Annotated in this window: 14 protein-coding genes; 7 read left to right on the top strand and 7 right to left on the bottom strand. The window is 67.1% G+C overall.

What is annotated here, in order from left to right; genetic code table 11:
- Positions 1-170 precede the first annotated feature (170 nt).
- The 3 genes from ACS5PJ_RS10375 to ACS5PJ_RS10365 form a co-directional block, all read right to left on the bottom strand.
- Positions 171-977 (bottom strand): ABC transporter permease, encoded by an 807-nt coding sequence (locus tag ACS5PJ_RS10375; protein WP_439434788.1) that lies wholly within the window; start codon positions 975-977, stop codon positions 171-173.
- Positions 977-1,945: an ATP-binding cassette domain-containing protein gene (locus tag ACS5PJ_RS10370; protein ID WP_439434787.1), complete on the bottom strand. Its 969-nt coding sequence runs from the start codon at positions 1,943-1,945 to the stop codon at positions 977-979. The genes ACS5PJ_RS10375 and ACS5PJ_RS10370 overlap by 1 nt, the downstream gene beginning before the upstream one ends.
- Before the next feature lie 96 nt (positions 1,946-2,041).
- Positions 2,042-3,094, bottom strand: a complete 1,053-nt coding sequence (locus ACS5PJ_RS10365) for a DNA-3-methyladenine glycosylase family protein (protein ID WP_439434786.1) — start codon at positions 3,092-3,094, stop codon at positions 2,042-2,044.
- Between the two features lie 154 nt (positions 3,095-3,248).
- On the opposite strand from ACS5PJ_RS10365, the gene ACS5PJ_RS10360 reads away from it, so the two are divergent.
- From ACS5PJ_RS10360 to ACS5PJ_RS10340, 5 genes are read left to right on the top strand one after another with little or no spacing between them, the layout of a single operon-like run.
- Entirely contained in the window at positions 3,249-3,638 is a 390-nt protein-coding gene (locus tag ACS5PJ_RS10360) for a VOC family protein (protein WP_439434785.1), read from the top strand.
- 36 nt (positions 3,639-3,674) lie between these two features.
- Positions 3,675-5,060, top strand: coding sequence for a cystathionine beta-synthase (locus ACS5PJ_RS10355; RefSeq protein WP_439434784.1), 1,386 nt, complete (start codon positions 3,675-3,677; stop codon positions 5,058-5,060).
- Positions 5,061-5,107: 47 nt separating this feature from the next.
- Positions 5,108-6,268, top strand: a complete 1,161-nt coding sequence (locus ACS5PJ_RS10350) for a cystathionine gamma-synthase (protein ID WP_439434783.1) — start codon at positions 5,108-5,110, stop codon at positions 6,266-6,268.
- 52 nt (positions 6,269-6,320) lie between these two features.
- Positions 6,321-6,848: a winged helix-turn-helix transcriptional regulator gene (locus ACS5PJ_RS10345; protein WP_439434782.1), complete on the top strand. Its 528-nt coding sequence runs from the start codon at positions 6,321-6,323 to the stop codon at positions 6,846-6,848.
- Positions 6,845-8,176 (top strand): MFS transporter, encoded by a 1,332-nt coding sequence (locus ACS5PJ_RS10340; protein ID WP_439434781.1) that lies wholly within the window; start codon positions 6,845-6,847, stop codon positions 8,174-8,176. Before ACS5PJ_RS10345 ends, ACS5PJ_RS10340 begins: the two co-directional genes overlap by 4 nt.
- Before the next feature lie 24 nt (positions 8,177-8,200).
- On the opposite strand, the gene ACS5PJ_RS10335 is transcribed toward ACS5PJ_RS10340, so the two are convergent.
- On the bottom strand, positions 8,201-11,344 hold the full coding sequence (locus tag ACS5PJ_RS10335) for a glycoside hydrolase family 2 TIM barrel-domain containing protein (protein WP_439434780.1): 3,144 nt from the start codon (positions 11,342-11,344) through the stop codon (positions 8,201-8,203).
- 152 nt (positions 11,345-11,496) lie between these two features.
- Between ACS5PJ_RS10335 and ACS5PJ_RS10330 the strand changes: the two genes are divergently transcribed.
- Together ACS5PJ_RS10330 and ACS5PJ_RS10325 are read left to right on the top strand one after the other, a co-directional pair.
- Entirely contained in the window at positions 11,497-12,108 is a 612-nt protein-coding gene (locus ACS5PJ_RS10330) for a TetR/AcrR family transcriptional regulator (RefSeq protein WP_439434779.1), read from the top strand.
- Between the two features lie 73 nt (positions 12,109-12,181).
- On the top strand, positions 12,182-12,955 hold the full coding sequence (locus tag ACS5PJ_RS10325) for an SDR family oxidoreductase (protein ID WP_439434778.1): 774 nt from the start codon (positions 12,182-12,184) through the stop codon (positions 12,953-12,955).
- A gap of 22 nt (positions 12,956-12,977) precedes the next feature.
- Here the strand turns inward: ACS5PJ_RS10325 and ACS5PJ_RS10320 are convergent, their stop codons facing one another.
- Genes ACS5PJ_RS10320 through ACS5PJ_RS10310 form a run of 3 tightly spaced genes read right to left on the bottom strand, consistent with a single transcriptional unit; the run spans position 12,978 to position 16,909 of the window.
- Positions 12,978-14,177: an acyl-CoA dehydrogenase family protein gene (locus ACS5PJ_RS10320; protein WP_439434777.1), complete on the bottom strand. Its 1,200-nt coding sequence runs from the start codon at positions 14,175-14,177 to the stop codon at positions 12,978-12,980.
- Positions 14,178-14,186: 9 nt separating this feature from the next.
- Positions 14,187-15,701, bottom strand: coding sequence for an APC family permease (locus ACS5PJ_RS10315; RefSeq protein WP_439434776.1), 1,515 nt, complete (start codon positions 15,699-15,701; stop codon positions 14,187-14,189).
- The gene (locus ACS5PJ_RS10310; protein ID WP_439434775.1) at positions 15,698-16,909 is read right to left on the bottom strand and encodes a glutathionylspermidine synthase family protein; all 1,212 of its coding nucleotides are present in this window, start codon (positions 16,907-16,909) and stop codon (positions 15,698-15,700) included. The genes ACS5PJ_RS10315 and ACS5PJ_RS10310 overlap by 4 nt, the downstream gene beginning before the upstream one ends.

The raw sequence follows: 16,909 nt of genomic DNA, 5'->3' as shown, positions 1-16,909 counted from the left end.
TCACCGACACCCCCTGCCGCAGAAGCGAAAAGAACTCATCCTTCAGCGCATCGGGCGCCCGAAAACCACTCGGCATGGCAACCTCCAGAAATCAGATGTTGCAACGACCGTATGATTCTGCCGAGGTTTATCGGGCGTGGAGTGACCCCGCGTTGCCTTAAAAGGTGGGGCTAGCGGATGTTGCGGTTGATCGCCCGCACCCCTACCACCAGGCCGACGGCGGCTGTCACCGACGCTGCCAGAAGGCCCAGCAGGGTGTCGGTCCCGACGCTGCCGGCGAACAGCTCCCGCTCCGCGTTCACGAGGTACGTCAGGGGATTGAACAGGCTGGCAGTCTTCATCCAGTCCGGACCGGCCTCGATAGGAAGCATGATCCCGGAGAGGATCATCAGCGGGAAGAGCAGGGTCTGCTGGACACCCCAGAAGATCCATTCCTTGTTCTGTGACACCAGGGCGAGGGCGTAGGAGAGCGCCCCCAGCCCGATGCCGAAAATCCCCAGAATCACCAGGCCGGCCAGCACGTGCAAAGGATAGAAAACGAAGCCGAACGGGATGCAGACCAGGGCGATGACCAATCCCTGCACCACCAGGGGTGCCCACTCCTTCAGGGCCCGCCCGATCATCAGCGAGGACCGGGACAACGGCGTAGCCAGGATCCGTTCGTACGAGCCGGTCATGAGCTCATACTGCAGGTTGGAGCCGGTCATGGACGTGCCGAACAGGGCGATCATCACCACCACCCCGGGGAGGAACCACTGGAGAGTGGACTGGCCGCCGAACGCCGGGGCGCCCACAGCCGCGCCGAGTAAAGGCCCGAAGAGCCCCAGGAACACGAGCGGCTGCAGGAGCGAAAAGACCAGCGAGAACGGGTCCCGGAGCGGCAGCAGCATCTCCCGCCAGAACACGTATTTGGTGTCCCGGAGAACCTGGCCGAGGCCGGGTTTCGCCAGATCCTCTGCCGTACTCAAAACAGTCATCAGCGGTCTGCTCCTTCCCGCAGGTTGCGGCCGGTCAGTTCAAGGAAGACGTCGTCCAGCGTTGGTGGCTTCAGCTCCAGCGACTGGGCGGGAGCGCCGGCGTCGTTCATCTCCTTCAGCAGCGCAGGAGCCAGCCGTGCGCCTTCGGTGAGCCGGAGCCGGAAGCGGACCACGCCGTCGTACACGTTTTCGTTCACTTCGCCGCCCGCGGCGGCACGGCCCAACAGTCCGCGGACGCCGTTGGCCGCTTCCGCCGCTACCTCGACAGCCAGCAGGTCACCCGCGAGGTTTGCCTTCAGCCGGGCAGCCGTGTCGTCGGCGATGATTTCGCCGTGGTCGATCACGATCACCCGTTCGGACATCAGATCGGCCTCGTCCATATAGTGCGTGGTCAGCACGATGGTGGTGCCGTGCTCGGCCCGCATCCTCATGATGTGCTCCCACAGGTTGGCGCGGTTCTGCGGGTCCATGCCGGTGGAGGGCTCATCGAGGAACAGCAGCCCGGGGGAGTGCATCAGTCCCAGCGCAACGTCCATCCGGCGCCGCTGGCCGCCGGAGAGTTTGACGACGGTGCGCTTGGCGAGGTCGGTGAGGTCCAGGGATTTCAGCAGCTCCTGGGCCCGGGCGGCGGCATCGGCGCTGTTCATGCCGTAAAACCGCCCCTGCATGACCAGTTCGTCAATGACCCGGAAGCTGTGGCCGCCGCCGTTGCCCTGGCCGATGTACCCGATCCTGGCGCGCACGCCGGCCGGGTCCGTCAACACATCCGCCCCGGCCACCGTGGCTGTGCCGGAGGTGGGCCTGAGCAGGGTGGTCAGCATCCGGAGGGTGGTGGACTTGCCGGCGCCGTTCGGGCCAAGGAATGCCACAAGCTCGCCCGGCGCAACGTCGATGTTGACGCCCTTGACCGCCTCGACGGTTTCCTTCTTGACCACAAAGGTCCTGGTCAGTTTGTCAGTGTGGATCATGGCTGACTCCAGAGATTTCGCCAGTTCCGGGGCTCTGGTCCGGGCTCCATGGCGCCACGCTATACCCATCGGCCGCATGAGTCCACGGAAAATACGTCAGTGCCGGCGGTGATCCTGGATGGTGATCCGCGGACCGAACGTGGGTTTGCGGAAGCCGCTCAGGCCGATCATCCTGACCACGCGCTGGCGGTGCCCCTTCCACGGTTCCAGCAGGGCCAGCATTCCGGCGTCATCGGTACGCCGGCCCGTCAGTGCGGCCCCCACGTACGCCGCCAGGTGGTAATCGCCTACCGCGATGGAGTCCGGGCACCCGTGCGTCCGCTGCACCACCTCCGCCGCCGTCCACACGCCGATGCCGGGAATGACCTGCATCTTCGCTGCGGCCTCGGCGGACGTCAGTGCTGCCAGCCGTTCAAGCGCGACGGCGGAGCGCAGCGCGCGCATGACGGTCGCCGAACGCTGGGGGCCCACACCGGCCTGGTGCCACTCCCAGGAGGGAATACGGAGCCACTGGGCGGGGGTGGGCTGGACGAGGAGTCCTTCCGGCGCGGCGGTTCCGGCAGCCGGCGCGCGGGAGCCGAAGCGGTACATCAGGTACCGGTAGCCGCGGCGGGCTTCGATGACGGTGACCTTCTGCTCCAGGATGGTGGGCACCAGGCAATCGATCATCCGGCCGGTGGAGGGGAGCCGGACCGCAAGGTTCCGGCGCCGGGCCTCCCGGACCATCCGCGGGAGGGTGGCATGGAAGGCCGGCTCGTCAAAGGCCGACCAGTCGTCCGCGGAGCCCAACAGCCGGGGCACGCCTGCGATGCCGGCCTCAGCGCCGGGACCCCAGGCCTGGGCATCCACATGGGCTTCCCGCATAAACCCGCCGGCCGCCGCCCCGCCGGCCGCCGCCCCGCCGGAAACCGCGCTGCCGCCAGCAGCGGCGCCCCCGCCCGCAGTTAAGGTCAGGCGCAGCGTGACCGGACCGTCCGCCGTCGTAAAAGCGGTCCAGAACCCGTCCGGGCGGGACGAAAACGAAGGATCACCGGTGCCCCTGAGCAGGACACCGAGGGTCTGGTTCAGGCTGTGCGGACCGTCCGGATACCACCGCAGGGAGGCGTCCGCCGCGGCGGCCAGGCCGGCGGGGAGCTCTGCGATGGTCACTGAACCATGATCCCACGCGGGGCTGACACCGGCGCGTGGAAGCCGGCGGGACGGCGGGACCAAAGACCCTAACGGGCATTGCGTGCCGCACTAAAATCCCCAGTGTGGCGCGGCAAGCCACCGCGCCGTCCCTTCTAGCTGTCAGGTGAGCGCAATGGGTGCAGTGGTGCATTTTGAGATCCCCGCGGACGATCAGGAGCGGGCAAGGAATTTCTACAGCGAGGCCTTCGGGTGGAAGATCAGCCCCATGCCGGAGATGAACTACAACGCGGTCACCACGACGCCCACTGACGAGGCAACCAGCCTGCCCAAAGAGCCGGGAGCCATCAACGGCGGCCTGATGGGCAGGGAGGGCGACCTGGTCAACCCCATCATCACCGTTGATGTGCCGGACATCGATGCAACCTTGAAGACAGTCGAGGAGCTGGGAGGTTCGGTGGTGACGCCCAAGAACAGCATCCCGGACATGGGGTTCTTTGCCTACTTCCGGGACACCGAGGGAAACGTCATGGGACTGTGGGAGAACCTGCCGGCTGCGCCTTGAATCGGCCGGCGGTGAGGAGACGGTAACTTTGTACCTATGAAGTACGCCCAGTCCGTTCTGGACCTCATCGGCAATACCCCGCTCATCAAACTCAACCACGTGACCGACGGCGTCAAAGCCACCGTCCTGGTCAAGCTGGAGTACCTGAATCCCGGCGGGTCCATCAAAGACCGCATCGCGATCAAGATGATCGAGGATGCCGAACGCGACGGCAAGCTGCTTCCCGGCGGAACCATCGTGGAGCCCACGTCCGGCAACACCGGCGTGGGACTGGCCCTGGTGGCACAGCAAAAGGGCTACAAGTGCATTTTCGTGGTCCCGGACAAGGTGGGCGAGGACAAGCGCGCCGTCCTTGCCGCCTACGGTGCCGAAGTGGTGGTGACACCAACCTCCGTCGCCCCGGACAGCCCGCAAAGCTACTACAGCGTCTCGGACCGGCTGGTGACGGAAATCCCGGGGGCCTACAAGCCTGACCAGTTCTCCAACCCGGCCGCCCCGCGCAGCCACTACGAAACCACGGGCCCGGAAATCTGGCGGGATACCGACGGCCGGGTCACGCACTGCGTGATCGGCGCCGGCACCGGCGGCACCATCACCGGGACCGGACGCTACCTCAAGGAAGTTTCCGCGGACCGTCCGGAGTCCGACGGCGGCGTGGTCAGGATCATCGGTGCGGACCCCGAAGGCTCGGTGTACTCCGGCGGAACGGGACGCCCCTACTTCGTTGAGGGCGTCGGCGAGGACATGTGGCCGGCCAACTACGACAAAGCCGTCCCGGACCAGGTCCTGGCTGTCACCGATGCCGACTCCTTCGCCATGACCCGCAGGCTGGCCCGCGAGGAGGGGCTGCTGGTGGGCGGTTCGTCCGGCATGGCCGTGGTGGCTGCGCTGAAGGTTGCCCGCGACCTGCCCGACAGCGCCGTTGTGGTGGTCATCCTCCCGGATTCCGGCCGCGGCTACCTCGCCAAGATCTTCAACGACCAGTGGATGCGCTCCTACGGCTTCCTGTCCGGCGGCGAGGAAGCATCCGTGGGTGAGGTCATCAAGTCCAAGACCGGCGAGATGCCGGACCTGGTCCACATCCACCCGAACGAATCCGTCCGCGATGTCATCAACATCATGAACGAGTTCGGCGTCAGCCACATTCCGGTCCTCTCGCAGGAACCGCCCGTGGTGATGGGCGAGGTCCTCGGCGCCGTTGATGAACGGACCCTCACTTCCAAGCTGTTCCGGGGCGAGGCCAAGCTGACGGACAAGATCTCCGAGCACATGGGCCCCAAACTGCCGGTCATCGGTTCGCTGGAGACCATCTCGGCGGCCAGGGAGCTGCTCTCCGACGTGGACACCGTGATGGTGACTTTCGTCGGCGCACCGGTGGGGATCCTGACCCGCCACGACCTTCTCGCGTACCTCAGCAACTGATTACCTCAGCAACTAACTGCTTCAGCAACTAACTGCAAAGGAACTCCATGTCTGCAGAAAACCAGGGCTTCAACACCCGCGCCGTCCACGCCGGCCAGGCCTTCGAACCCCGCACCGGGGCCGTGGTCCCGCCGCTGCACTTCAGCTCCACCTACGCCCAGGACGGCATCGGCAACCTGCGCGGCGGCTATGAGTACGGCCGCGGCGGCAACCCCACCCGGGATGCGCTGCAGGAACAGCTCGCAGCCCTCGAGGGCGGCAGCGCGGCTTTCTCCTTCAGCTCCGGGCTCGCGGCGGAGGACTCCCTGATCCGGGCCCTCACCCGCCCGGGGGACCACATTGTGCTCGGCAACGACGCCTACGGCGGGACCTACCGCCTCATCAGCCGGATCCTGGGCGACTGGGGGATCGGGAACACGCCCGTGGACATGGCTGACCTGGACGCGGTCCGCGCCGCCGTGGCCGCGAACAAGACGCGGTTTGTCTGGGTGGAGACCCCCTCCAACCCGCTGATGAAGATCACCGATATCGCCGCGCTCGCAGGGATCGCGCACGACGCCGGGGCCCTCCTGGTGGTGGACAACACCTTTGCCTCGCCCTACCTGCAGACACCGCTCGCCCTGGGTGCCGACGTCGTGGTTCACTCCACCACCAAGTACATCGGCGGCCACTCCGATGTGGTGGGCGGCGCGGTGGTGGTCAATGACGCCAAGCTGGCCGAGAAGATCGGCTTCGTCCAGTTCGCCGTGGGCGCGGTGTCCGGACCCATGGACGCGTTCCTCACCACACGCGGCCTGAAGACCCTCGGCGTGCGCATGGACCGGCACAGCGAGAACGGCCAGGCCGTGGCCGAATGGCTGCTGCAGCGCCCCGAGGTTGAAGCGGTGCTGTACCCGGGCCTGCCTTCCCACCCGGGCCACGAGCTGGCCAAGAAGCAGATGAAGAAGTTCGGCGGCATGGTGTCCGTCCAGTTCAAAGGCGGTGAGGCAGCGGCCCGCACGGTGGCCGAAAACACCTCTGTGTTCACCTTGGCAGAATCACTCGGCGGCATCGAATCACTGATGAACTACCCGTCGGAAATGACCCACGCCTCGGTCAAGGGCACGGAACTGGCGGTGCCGGTGAACCTGCTCCGGCTCTCCTGCGGCATCGAGGACGTGGAGGACCTGATCGCGGACCTGGAGAAGGCCTTCACCTTCCTGAAGTAAGCCACGCCGGGAACCCTGGCTTTCTTAAAGAAAGTTAGCTAGGGTTTCCGGTATGCCTCTTCGTTCAGACTGGTCCCAGCGCACGTGCAGCATGGCCCGCGGCCTCGACATCCTGGGCGACCCCTGGTCCGTCCTGGTGCTCCGCGAGGTCTTCTTCGGCAACGGCCGCTTCGATGCCATGAAATCCCGGCTCGAGGTCGCGGACTCCGTGCTCACCAAGCGCCTCGCGGGCCTGGTGGAGGCGGGGCTGCTCAGCAAAAGAGCGTACGACGACGGCGGCCGCACCCGCCACGAGTACGTCCTCACGCCCAGCGGTGAGGACACCCTCCCGGTACTGAACGCCGTCGCGATCTGGTCCGAGAAGCATCTCCCCGCGCCGTCGGACACCGCCCATATGTTCGTGATCCACTCCGGCTGCGGCCAGCGCACCAGTTCCGCGGACACCTGCACCGAATGCGGCCAGCGCCTGACCGCGGCCAACACCAGCTGGCACAGCCTCACCCGGACGCCGGCCCCGGTTCCGTTGGCCACAGCAGCACTCCAGGCCACCCCAGCACTGCAGAACGGATCCGCAGCATGAGCTCTCCCGCCCCCACCAGGCAAGCAGCACCGAAGAAGAGGATCCACCCCGCGTGGATCGTTGCTGCCGTGGCGTTCCTCGCCCTGGTGGGAGCGGCCGGATTCCGCGCCGCGCCCGGTGTCCTGATGGTGCCGCTGCAGCAGGAATTCGGCTGGTCCACCACGGTGCTTTCCGCGGCCGTCAGCATCAACCTGGTCCTGTTCGGCCTCACCGCCCCGTTCGCCGCGGCCCTCATGGAACGCTTCGGCATCCGTGCCGTTACTGCCACCGCGCTGGTGCTGATCGGTGCGGGCAGCGCGCTCACCGTCCTGGTCAACCAGTCCTGGCAGATCCTGCTGACCTGGGGCCTGCTCATCGGGCTCGGGACAGGCTCCATGGCGCTCGTCTTCGCCGCCACCATCGCCAACACCTGGTTTTCCAAGAGCCGGGGACTGGTGATCGGCATCCTGACCGCCGGCAGCGCAGCCGGCCAGCTGGTGTTCCTGCCGTTCATCGCCATGCTGGCCCAGGATCCCGGCTGGCGGGAGGCCTCACTGCTGATCGCGGCCGGCGCCCTCGCCGTGGTCCCGCTGGTGCTGAAGTTCCTCAAGAACTCACCGGCCGACGTCGGCGCCCTGCCTTATGGGGAGACGGCGCCTGTGGGGGAGCCGGCTGTGCCGGTTCAGGCGGCTGCGTTGGACGCCGGGCGGAGCAGCAACGCGGCTGTCCGGGCCCTGCAGGTCCTCAAACGGGCCAGCAAGGTGCGGACGTTCTGGGCGCTGGTGGCAGGTTTCGCAATCTGCGGGGCCACCACCAACGGGCTGATCGGCACCCATTTCATCCCCTCCGCCCATGACCACGGCATGCAGCAGACCACTGCCGCCGGGCTGCTCGCCGTCGTCGGGATCTTCGACATCGTGGGGACCATCGCCTCAGGCTGGCTGACCGACCGCTACAACCCGCGGGTCCTTCTTGCCGTGTACTACCAGTTCCGGGGGATCGGCCTGCTGGTCCTGCCGTTGCTGCTGAGCGCCACGGTGGAGCCCAGCATGATCGTCTTTGTGGTGATCTACGGCCTGGACTGGGTGGCCACCGTGCCGCCCACCGCTGCGATCTGCCGCGAGACGTTCGGCGCTGACGGCAGCGTGGTGTTCGGCTGGGTGTTTGCCGCCCACCAGCTGGGTGCTGCCGCAGCTGCCCTGGGTGCCGGCGCCATCCGCGATGCCACCGGCCAGTACACCTACGCCTGGTTCGGTGCCGCCGCCATGTGCACCATTGCCGCCGTGATCAGCGCCACCATCCGCAAGGACAAGGCCGCCAAGGCGGCTGTCCCCGCCGGAGTCGCGTAGCGCGGAGCCAGCCGTCCCTTGGTGTTACTTGGCGGCCCCGATGCGCAGCGTCAGCGTGCGGGCCTCCGGACGGAGCGCGAAGTCCGGCCAGACATCAGGGCCGCAGGCCCGCGAACCCAGGCCGTGCTGGGCGGCATCGAGGTAGAGGTAGCTGTTCTCGCTTCGCGGCAGCTCGTGGGGATGGGCCGCGGAGCTGACCTCCTGTGCCGTGTGACGGGCCAGGGTGAAGCCGGGCCGGCGTCCACGGGAATCCGCGACGGCGTCGATCCGCAGCCAGGGCGCGCCTGCGTTGTTCAGCTCAAGTGAACGCAGGGCACTGCGGTGCCCGCTCTCCTGGGGCTTGGCATACGGCACAGTGAGTTCGTCGATTGCCGCGGAGTACCGGCCAACCAGCGCAGCACGCATGCTGTCCGGGTACGATTCCCGGGGCCCGGCACCGAACCAGGAGGCGCCGTCGACGGATGCGGGCAAATCGAACCGGACGCCGATGCGCGGCAACACCATGTCCCAGCCAGCGCTCGGAATGATCTCCAGGCGCAGCCACAGCTCGCCGTCCGCCTGCTGCCACTGCTCCTCAACAGTCACCGAGCCGGCTTTGTCGGCGGCGGCGTACCGCGTCCGGACCAAAACGCTTCCGGCCTCCGCTGAGACCTCCTCCACGCGGGCGGTCAGGCGGTCCAGGCCTGCCCTGCGCCAGACGTCGGCCGAGGACGGCGCCGGAACTCCGTTGCCGTTGTTCAACCACGGGTCGCCAAGGTCGTAGCTGCCGAAGCCGGCCCCGAAGTCGTTGTCCGTGGGGGCGCGCCACAGTTCGAGGCGGGGTCCGGCTGCAGGCAGACCGCCCAGCGATACGAGGCGGCCCTCGTCGAAGACCGCGGGCCCGAGAGCGGTTGTACCTGCCGGCAGGGATGCTGTCCTGCCGACCGAGGCCACCGGGCGCGGCGCCTGTACGGCAGGTTCGGGGACGGAAAGATCCAGCTGGGCGGCCGAAATCACGTGCCCGGCCGGTGCCCAGTCCGTGTCCTTGCGCAGAACCGCTTCAACCGTGAGCCAGTGCTCGCCGTGACCAGCGGCGGCAAACGCCGGCAGCGCCACCCGTACGGATTCACCGGCGGCGAGCGCAGCGCCGGCGGTTCCCGCCACGGCCAGTTCGCCGGACTCGCTGCGGACGCCGTCCACCTCGGTCCGCCACCGGAAGACGACGTCGGATGCATCCGCCGAGTGCCGCAGGTTGGCGACCGTGATGAACCGGCGGGGGCCGGCGTCGTGCCGTGTTTCCGGGGGAACCGTTCCGGAGGGCGCCTCGGTGCCGAAGCTGAGCCGGAGGGGCGCCACGATCTGCTTGTATTCAAACAGTCCCGGGCTCGGAGTCGAGTCGGAGAGGACCATGCCGTCCATGACGAAGTTGCCGTCGTGGACCACCTCGTTGAAGTCGCCGCCGTAGGCAAAGAACTCGGTTCCGTCCGCCGTGCGGGTGCGGATGCCGTGGTCGCGCCATTCCCAGACGAATCCGCCGTGCAGCCGGGGGTAGCGGTCCACGAGGTCCTCGTACTGGTCGATCGCGCCGGGGCCGTTGCCCATGGCATGGACGTACTCGCACAGGATGAAGGGCTTGGTCCGCTGGCGGGCCGATTCGGCAGCGGAACAGCCGAGGAGCAGCGAGCCGGAGTCGTCCCGGCCGATCGCCTCGGTTTCGGGTACGGAGGAGTACATCCGGGAGTAGACGTCGGTGTAGGCGCCGCTGTAATCGCCTTCGTAGTGGACGGGGCGTCCGGTGTCGCGGGCATGGGCCCACGCTGCCATTGCTGCGAGGTTCGCTCCCTTGCCTGCCTCGTTGCCGAGGGACCACATGATGATGGACGGGTGGTTCTTGTCGCGCTCGATGGTGCGTTCCATGCGGTCCACGTAGGCCTCGCGCCATGCCGGATCGCCGCTGGGGTTGCCGGCCCAGTCCTGGGCATGGAACCCGTGTGTTTCGAGGTCACACTCGAGCACCACCCAGAAGCCCATTTCGTCGGCCAGGTCCAGCAGGCGCGGGTGCGGCGGGTAGTGGCTGGTGCGGATCGCGTTGACGTTGAACTGCTTCATGAGGGCCAGATCGGCGCGGGCAAAGTCCTCGTCGAAGACGCGGCCCCGGTCAGGGTGGGTCTCATGCCGGTTCATGCCATGGAACACCACACGCCGGCCGTTCACCAGGAAACGGTCACCGATGATCTGCACCGTCCGGAACCCCAGGCGCAGCGAGATGGTCTCGCAGGCGCTGGCCACCGTGGCGTCGTACAGCCGCGGCAGTTCAGCAGACCACGGTTCCACTGCGTCTATCCCGATGGGGGCAACGTCCGCCGCAGAGTTCCAGGTCACGTCCACACCCAGCTCCGGCACCGAAAGCGTCACCGGGAAGGCATCATCAGGTGCCGTGATTTCAGGGTCGATCGCGCCGGCACCGGAATCACCGGAGCCGCTGAATGAGGTGCGCAGCCAGACGTCGTCGATGCCCCGGGCCGGCCGTGCCTGGAGCGTGACGTCACGGAAGATACCCGGCAGCCACCACTGGTCCTGGTCCTCGACGTAGCTCGACGCCGACCACTGGTGCACGCGCACCGCCAGGACGTTCGCGCCGGGGCGCACGGAATCGGTGACATCGAATTCCTGGGCGAGCCGGCTTCCGGTGCCCACGCCGATGGGCACCCCGTTGATCCAAACCTTGTAACGGGATTCGACGCCGTCAAACCGCAGGAGGATCCGGTCGGCCTCCGTCCATGACTCAGGCAGTTCGAAGGTGCGCCGGTAGTCGCCGGTGGGGTTCCCGTCGGGGACGTGGGGGGCGTCTGCGGGAAAGGGAAACTGGACGTTGGTGTAGATGGGACGCCCGTAGCCTCCGTCGCCTTCCAGGACCCAGTGGGCCGGCACGGCAATCTCGTCCCACGAGGAGTCATCGAGGGCCTCCTCGGCGATGCCCTCCACAGACTCGCCGGCGGGCAGTACGCCGCGGCCGCCCGGGGTTCCGGGGGCGCCGGGCAGCAGCCGGAAGCGCCAGTTGCCGTTCAAGGACTGGGTGGGAGCATCACTGTGCAGCCACGACCGGGCGGCAGTCCGTCGTCCCGAGCCGGGACCCGTGTCCGTGATGTAGGAAGCGTCGGCGCGCCAGGCTGCCGTGAAGTCCGTCATTTCTTTACTGCTCCTCGTGAAAGTCCAGCGCCGCACAAATGTGACCTCCGGCACATGGGGGGGTCCGGTCAGGAGAAACGCTAGCACAAAATTCGAGTAGTTACTCAAGTTTCGATTTCTGACGGGCGCCGGCGCCTGTACACTGGCTTGCCATGACCACAAAAGCGGCGGGCCAGCCCAGCCGGCGGGGACCCTACGCGAAGTCGACGGAACGCCGGCAGGCCATCCTGGCCGCGGCGCACGCCGTCTTCGCTGCCCACGGATACCGCGGGGGTTCGCTGCAGGATGTCGCCGACCGCGTGGGCATGAGCCAGACCAGCCTCCTGCATTACTTCCCGTCCAAAAGCGACCTGCTGCTTGCGGTGCTCGACTGGCGGGACTCCGTTACCGGGGATGGCACCACCCCTCCTGATCCGGACGAAAAGCTCGTGGACGCCGTGATCCGCCAGGCGCGTTTCAACGAGGAAATCCCCGGTGTCATTGAGCTGTACACCGTGTTGTGCGCGGAATCGGTCACGGACGCGCACCCGGGGCGGGAATACTTCACGGAGCGTTTTGACCGGCTCCGGCACAGCTACGCGCGGCGGTTCAGGCAGTTGGCCGCTGAAGGGCGGCTGCGGCCCGGCGTGGAGCCTGAAGCTGCCGCCGCAACGCTGATCGCCCTCTGGGACGGAATCCAGACGCAGTGGCTGCTCGCCCCCGAAAGTGTGGACATGGCCGGGTGCCTGCGCGGATATCTGGAACTGGTGCTGCTGCCGGAATGACTCCGGGGACTGCCCGCAGCGCCCATTGAGTGTCCCACCGCGCCGCCCCCGCGGCCACCACTAGGCTGGTTCAATGGCATCCACCCCACCTGACGTTATGGCCCGCAACACCGCACTGGTCACCGGGGCGGGAAGGCTGGCCGGCATCGGAGCGGGCATCGCCCGCCAGCTTGCGGCGGAAGGCTGGGACCTGGTCCTCACTTACTGGCAGGACTACGATGCCCGGATGCCTTGGGGGAGCCAGCCGGATGACGTCGTGCGCCTTACCGCCGAACTGGAAGCCATCGGCGCCCAAGTGCACGCGCTGGCAGCCGATCTGCAGGACCCGGAAGCAGCGGAGCGGCTTATTGCCGAGGCGACGGTGCTCGCCGGTCCGCTTCACGGCCTGGTGCTCAGCCACGCTGAGTCCGTGGACTCCGGGATCCTGGACACCACGCTGGAAGCGTTCGAGCGGCACTTCGCCGTGAACACGCGGGCCAGCTGGCAGCTGATCGCCGCGTTTGCGGGGCAGGCACCGCACGACGGCGGCGCCATTGTTGCGCTGACCAGTGACCACACAGCGTTCAACCTTCCGTACGGCGCGTCCAAGGGCGCCCTGGACCGGATTGTCATTGCCGCGGCGCGCGAGCTGGGGCCGCTGGGCATTTCGGCGAACGTGCTCAACCCCGGGCCCATCGACACCGGCTGGATGAGCCGCGAGGTCCGTGAAGAGCTCACCGCCCGGCAGCCGGGCGGCCGGCTGGGGACGCCGGCGGACATCGGCGCCACCGTGGCGTTCCTGCTGTCACCGGCGGGCCGCTGGGTGTCCGGCCAGCTGATCAAGGCCGACGGCGGCTTCTCGGCCTGAGGTCCTTAACCTCGGAGCCGCGCTACCGGAACGCGTTGAGGCCGGTGATGTGCTGCCCGAGGATCAGGGTATGGACTTCGTCGGTGCCCTCGTACGTGCGGACTGACTCAAGGTTGGCGGCGTGCCGCAGCGGCGGGTAATCCAGGGTGATCCCGTTGCCGCCCAGGATCGAACGCGCTTCCCGGGCGATGGCGATGGCCTCGCGCACGTTGTTCAGCTTCGCCAGGGAGATCTGCTCCGGCTTGAGCCTGCCCGCGTCCTTGAGCCGGCCCAGGTGGATGGCCAGCAGGGTTCCCTTTTGGATCTCCACGAGCATGTTGACCAGTTTCTCCTGGGTCAGCTGGTACCCGGCCAGCGGCTTTCCGAACTGCAGCCGGTCCAGGGAGTACTTCAGAGCGGCCTCGTAGGAATCCCGGGCTGCGCCCATGGCGCCCCAGGCGATCCCGTAGCGTGCCTCGTTCAGGCATGTGAAAGGGCCCCGCAAGCCAAGGGCCGCCGGCAGCATCGCCTCCGGTCCCAGCCGGACGCCGTCGAACACCACATCGCATTGGATGGAGGCGCGCATCGAGAGCTTCTGCGGGATGGGCGTGGCTGTGACCCCGCGCGTTCCGGCCGGCACCAGGAAGCCGCGGACGCCGTCGTCGGTCCTGGCCCAGACCACCATCACCCCGGCAACGGACGCCAGCCCGATCCAGCGCTTGGCACCGTCCAGCACCCAGCCGGCGTCGTCCCCGGTCCCGTCCCGGCGGGCAACCGTGGTCATGGAGGACGGGTCCGATCCGGCGGTGGGTTCGGTCAGGGCGAAGCACCCGATCACCTCGCCGGCGGCCATCCGGGGGAGCCACTCCTGCTTCTGGTCCTCGGAACCCCACTTGTGGATGGCCGTCATGGCCAGGGAACCCTGCACCGAGACGAAGGTCCGGATCCCGGAGTCGCCGGCCTCAAGTTCCATCGCGGCAAGACCGTATTCGACGGCGGTGCGGCCTGGACAGCCGTACCCCTCGAGATGCATGCCCAGGACGCCGAGTTCGCCCAGCTCGGGCGCAAGCTCCAGAGGGAAGACGGCGTCGTCGTACCAGCGCGCAATGCCGGGTTTGATCCGCTGGTCCGTGAAGTCGCGGACCTTCTGGCGGACTTCGAGCTCTTCCGGAGTCAGGAGGGAGTCCAGGGCCAGGACGTCGGAGGGGTCCGGTCCCAGGGGTGCGTCGGCGTCGTAGCTCATGGGAGCATCCTACGGGCCGGCCGTGACGCCCGGCCTGCCGGTGAAGTACTCCCGCGTCGAGGGAAGGAACCGGCAGACAACTGCCAGCACCACGCCAAGGGCCAGCAGCACCACGCCGCTGACGAATGCCCCGCCGATGCCGAAGATCTGGGTGTCACCGTAGGCCGGGTCCCACATCTGGACGGCGGAGATAAAGAACGCCGCCGTCAGGAGCAGGGCGCCGGCCAGCGGCAGGATGCCGCGGAACCAGAGATTGCGCGCTGAACTCCGGAGAGTGCCGCGGAAATACCGGACGCAGGAGAACCCGGTGAGTGCATAGTAGAACGCAATGAACAGGCTGATGGCGCTGATGGAATCGGAGAGCAGATTCTCGCTGAGGAAGCTCATGGCCACGTAGTACACGACGGCTGCGGCGCCCATCACCTGGGTGGAGAATCCTGGCGTCTGGTTGCGCGGATGGACTTCACCGAACTTCGGTGGCAGTGCCCCGTACACACCCATGGACAGTGTGCCGCGGGCCGTGGGAAGGATGGTGGTCTGGGTGGACGAAAGCACGGACGCAAGCACTGCCACGATGATCAGCCAGCCCCACGGGCCCAGGACCACGTCCTTCATGGCCAGGAAGACATCATCCTGGTTCGCTTCGTTGCCCAGCCCGATCCCCTCCGAGCCGACGGTGGCGTACATCATGACCAGCAGGGACACCGACACATAAATGGCCACCAGGACAAACGCCGAGATGACGGCGCCGCGGCCCGGAGTCTTGGACGGATTCTCGGTTTCCTCGTTCACCGCGAGGCAGGTGTCCCAACCCCAGTAGATGAAAAGTGCGAGCAGGGCACCGTGCACCACAGCACCCGGATCGGCAAATGCGCCGGCCGGATTGAACCACTCGACGTCGAAGGCCTGGCCCTCAGGGGCACCGCCGGCGATCCTGGCAATCAGCGCAATGGCGAAGATGCCCAACGAAACATACTGCACGTAGGTCAGGACCCGCTGGACATGCTCGCCCAGCCTGATGCCGCGGTAGTTCACCAGGGTCATGAAGACGATAAACAGCACCCCGGTGGCCGTAACCACCACTTTGTCGGCGGCCAGGGAACCGTCGCCGATCAGGAGCCACAGGTACTGTCCGGCCACCTGCGCCAGGTTGGCCAGCACCACGATTCCGGCCAGGGCCACGCCCCAGCCGCCCAGCCAGCCTGCCCACGGGCCAAACGCGCGGCGTGACCACGTGAAGGTGGTTCCGCAGTCCGGCATGGCACTGTTCAGCTCACGGAAGGCGTAGGCGATGAACAGGACCGGGATGAAGCCCAGGACCAGGATGAGGGGAGTGTAGTTTCCGTTCACGGCCACGATCAGGCCCAGCGTGGCTGCCAGCGAATACACGGGCGCCGTGGAGGCGAGCCCCAGCATGACCGAGTCGCCGAGGTCCAGGATTCCGGCGCGGAGGCCCTTGGCCGGGACGGCACCCCCGGACGGTCCTCCGGGACCGCCGCCCGCCGTCGTCGTCTCAGTGCTCATAGTGCGATACCTGCTTTGCTGGAGTGGGCCTGCACCGAAAGCGGAGCGGGGGCGTCAATGGTGTTGGGCACAAAACGGCAGAAGTAATCGGTGATGGGGCCATCGGATTCCCTGATCCCGCAGCCCACGGACTCTCCGTCCACCACCCACAGGCCGAGGACCGGATGGTTGCCGTCAAAGTCCGGGAGCGGGTGGTACTGCTGGTAGCACCAGCCTTCGCGCCCGTAGCCGCCCGGCTGTTCGAGGCTGATGCCGGCGGCGTGGATCCTGATGTTGTCGCCCTCGCGCCCGTGCAGCGGCTTGGCCACCCATTCCCTCAGTGGCCCGGGCTCGTTGAGGTAGGCGGGAAGCAGGTTGGGGTGGTCCGGGTAGAGGTGCCACAGTGCGGCGAGCAGCGCCTTGTTCGAGAGCAGCATCTTCCAGGCCGGCTCCACCCAGCGCGGATTGTGCGCGCGCTGCAGCAGCCGGTGACCGAACGGCTCCTTCATCATCAGTTCCCAGGGATACAGCTTGAACATGGTGCTGATCATGAAGTTGTCCAGGTCCACGAACCGGTTCAGGTTGGGGTCCCAGCCGATGTCGGACATGTTGATGCCGATGGTGGTCCAGCCCGCCTGGCTCGCGACATCGCGCATGTAGGCGGCAGTCATCCAGTCCTCACCGGACTCCTCGGCCTCGGAGTGGGCGATGTGGAGCGTGCTCATGCCGGTCCGGTACTGCAGCTTCTTCCACTGCCGGATCAGGGCTTCGTGGATGCCGTTCCACTGGTCCTTTTCAGGGAAGACGTCCTGCAGCCAGAACCACTGCGCCACGGCGGCCTCGATCAGGCCGGTGGGGGTGTCGGCGTTGTACTCCAGCATCTTGGCCGGGCCGCCCTGGCCGTCGTAGATGAAGTCGAACCGGCCGTACACGTCCATGTCACCCGCCTGCAGCGATTCGGCCGCCAGTTCCAAAGCCTGCGGGCCGATGCCGATGTTTCCCATGGCGCCGGTGGCCAGGAAGCGGGCCGCCTCCAGGCACATCTTGTGCATGTCCTCGGCTGTGACCTCGAGCGTTTCCACCTCGTCCATGGTGAATAGGTAGTACGCGGACTCGTTCCAGTACTCGATCTTCCGGCCGTCGGGCATGGTGGTGGTGGAGAAGACCAGGCCCTGCTCTTCGATCTTCTGCTTCCAGTCAGGCCTGGGCTCCGATAACAACCGCTTCAC

The sequence above is a fragment of the Pseudarthrobacter cremeus genome, assembly GCF_051857465.1.
In the GTDB taxonomy this organism is placed as follows: Bacteria; Actinomycetota; Actinomycetes; order Actinomycetales; family Micrococcaceae; genus Arthrobacter.
Note: the sequence above shows the minus strand (reverse complement) of the source record. Positions and strands in the feature narration are given on the sequence as shown.

What these genes read in the sequence shown, in the direction of transcription:
- ACS5PJ_RS10320 (WP_439434777.1), bottom strand. Translation starts at nt 14,177, where the DNA reads ATGAGCTACGACGCCGACGCACCCCTGGGACCGGACCCCTCCGACGTC.
- ACS5PJ_RS10350 (WP_439434783.1), top strand. Translation starts at nt 5,108, where the DNA reads ATGTCTGCAGAAAACCAGGGCTTCAACACCCGCGCCGTCCACGCCGGC.
- ACS5PJ_RS10375 (WP_439434788.1), bottom strand. Translation starts at nt 977, where the DNA reads ATGACTGTTTTGAGTACGGCAGAGGATCTGGCGAAACCCGGCCTCGGC.
- ACS5PJ_RS10325 (WP_439434778.1), top strand. Translation starts at nt 12,182, where the DNA reads ATGGCATCCACCCCACCTGACGTTATGGCCCGCAACACCGCACTGGTC.
- ACS5PJ_RS10360 (WP_439434785.1), top strand. Translation starts at nt 3,249, where the DNA reads ATGGGTGCAGTGGTGCATTTTGAGATCCCCGCGGACGATCAGGAGCGG.
- ACS5PJ_RS10330 (WP_439434779.1), top strand. Translation starts at nt 11,497, where the DNA reads ATGACCACAAAAGCGGCGGGCCAGCCCAGCCGGCGGGGACCCTACGCG.
- ACS5PJ_RS10370 (WP_439434787.1), bottom strand. Translation starts at nt 1,945, where the DNA reads ATGATCCACACTGACAAACTGACCAGGACCTTTGTGGTCAAGAAGGAA.
- ACS5PJ_RS10345 (WP_439434782.1), top strand. Translation starts at nt 6,321, where the DNA reads ATGCCTCTTCGTTCAGACTGGTCCCAGCGCACGTGCAGCATGGCCCGC.
- ACS5PJ_RS10315 (WP_439434776.1), bottom strand. Translation starts at nt 15,701, where the DNA reads ATGAGCACTGAGACGACGACGGCGGGCGGCGGTCCCGGAGGACCGTCC.
- ACS5PJ_RS10355 (WP_439434784.1), top strand. Translation starts at nt 3,675, where the DNA reads ATGAAGTACGCCCAGTCCGTTCTGGACCTCATCGGCAATACCCCGCTC.
- ACS5PJ_RS10335 (WP_439434780.1), bottom strand. Translation starts at nt 11,344, where the DNA reads ATGACGGACTTCACGGCAGCCTGGCGCGCCGACGCTTCCTACATCACG.
- ACS5PJ_RS10340 (WP_439434781.1), top strand. Translation starts at nt 6,845, where the DNA reads ATGAGCTCTCCCGCCCCCACCAGGCAAGCAGCACCGAAGAAGAGGATC.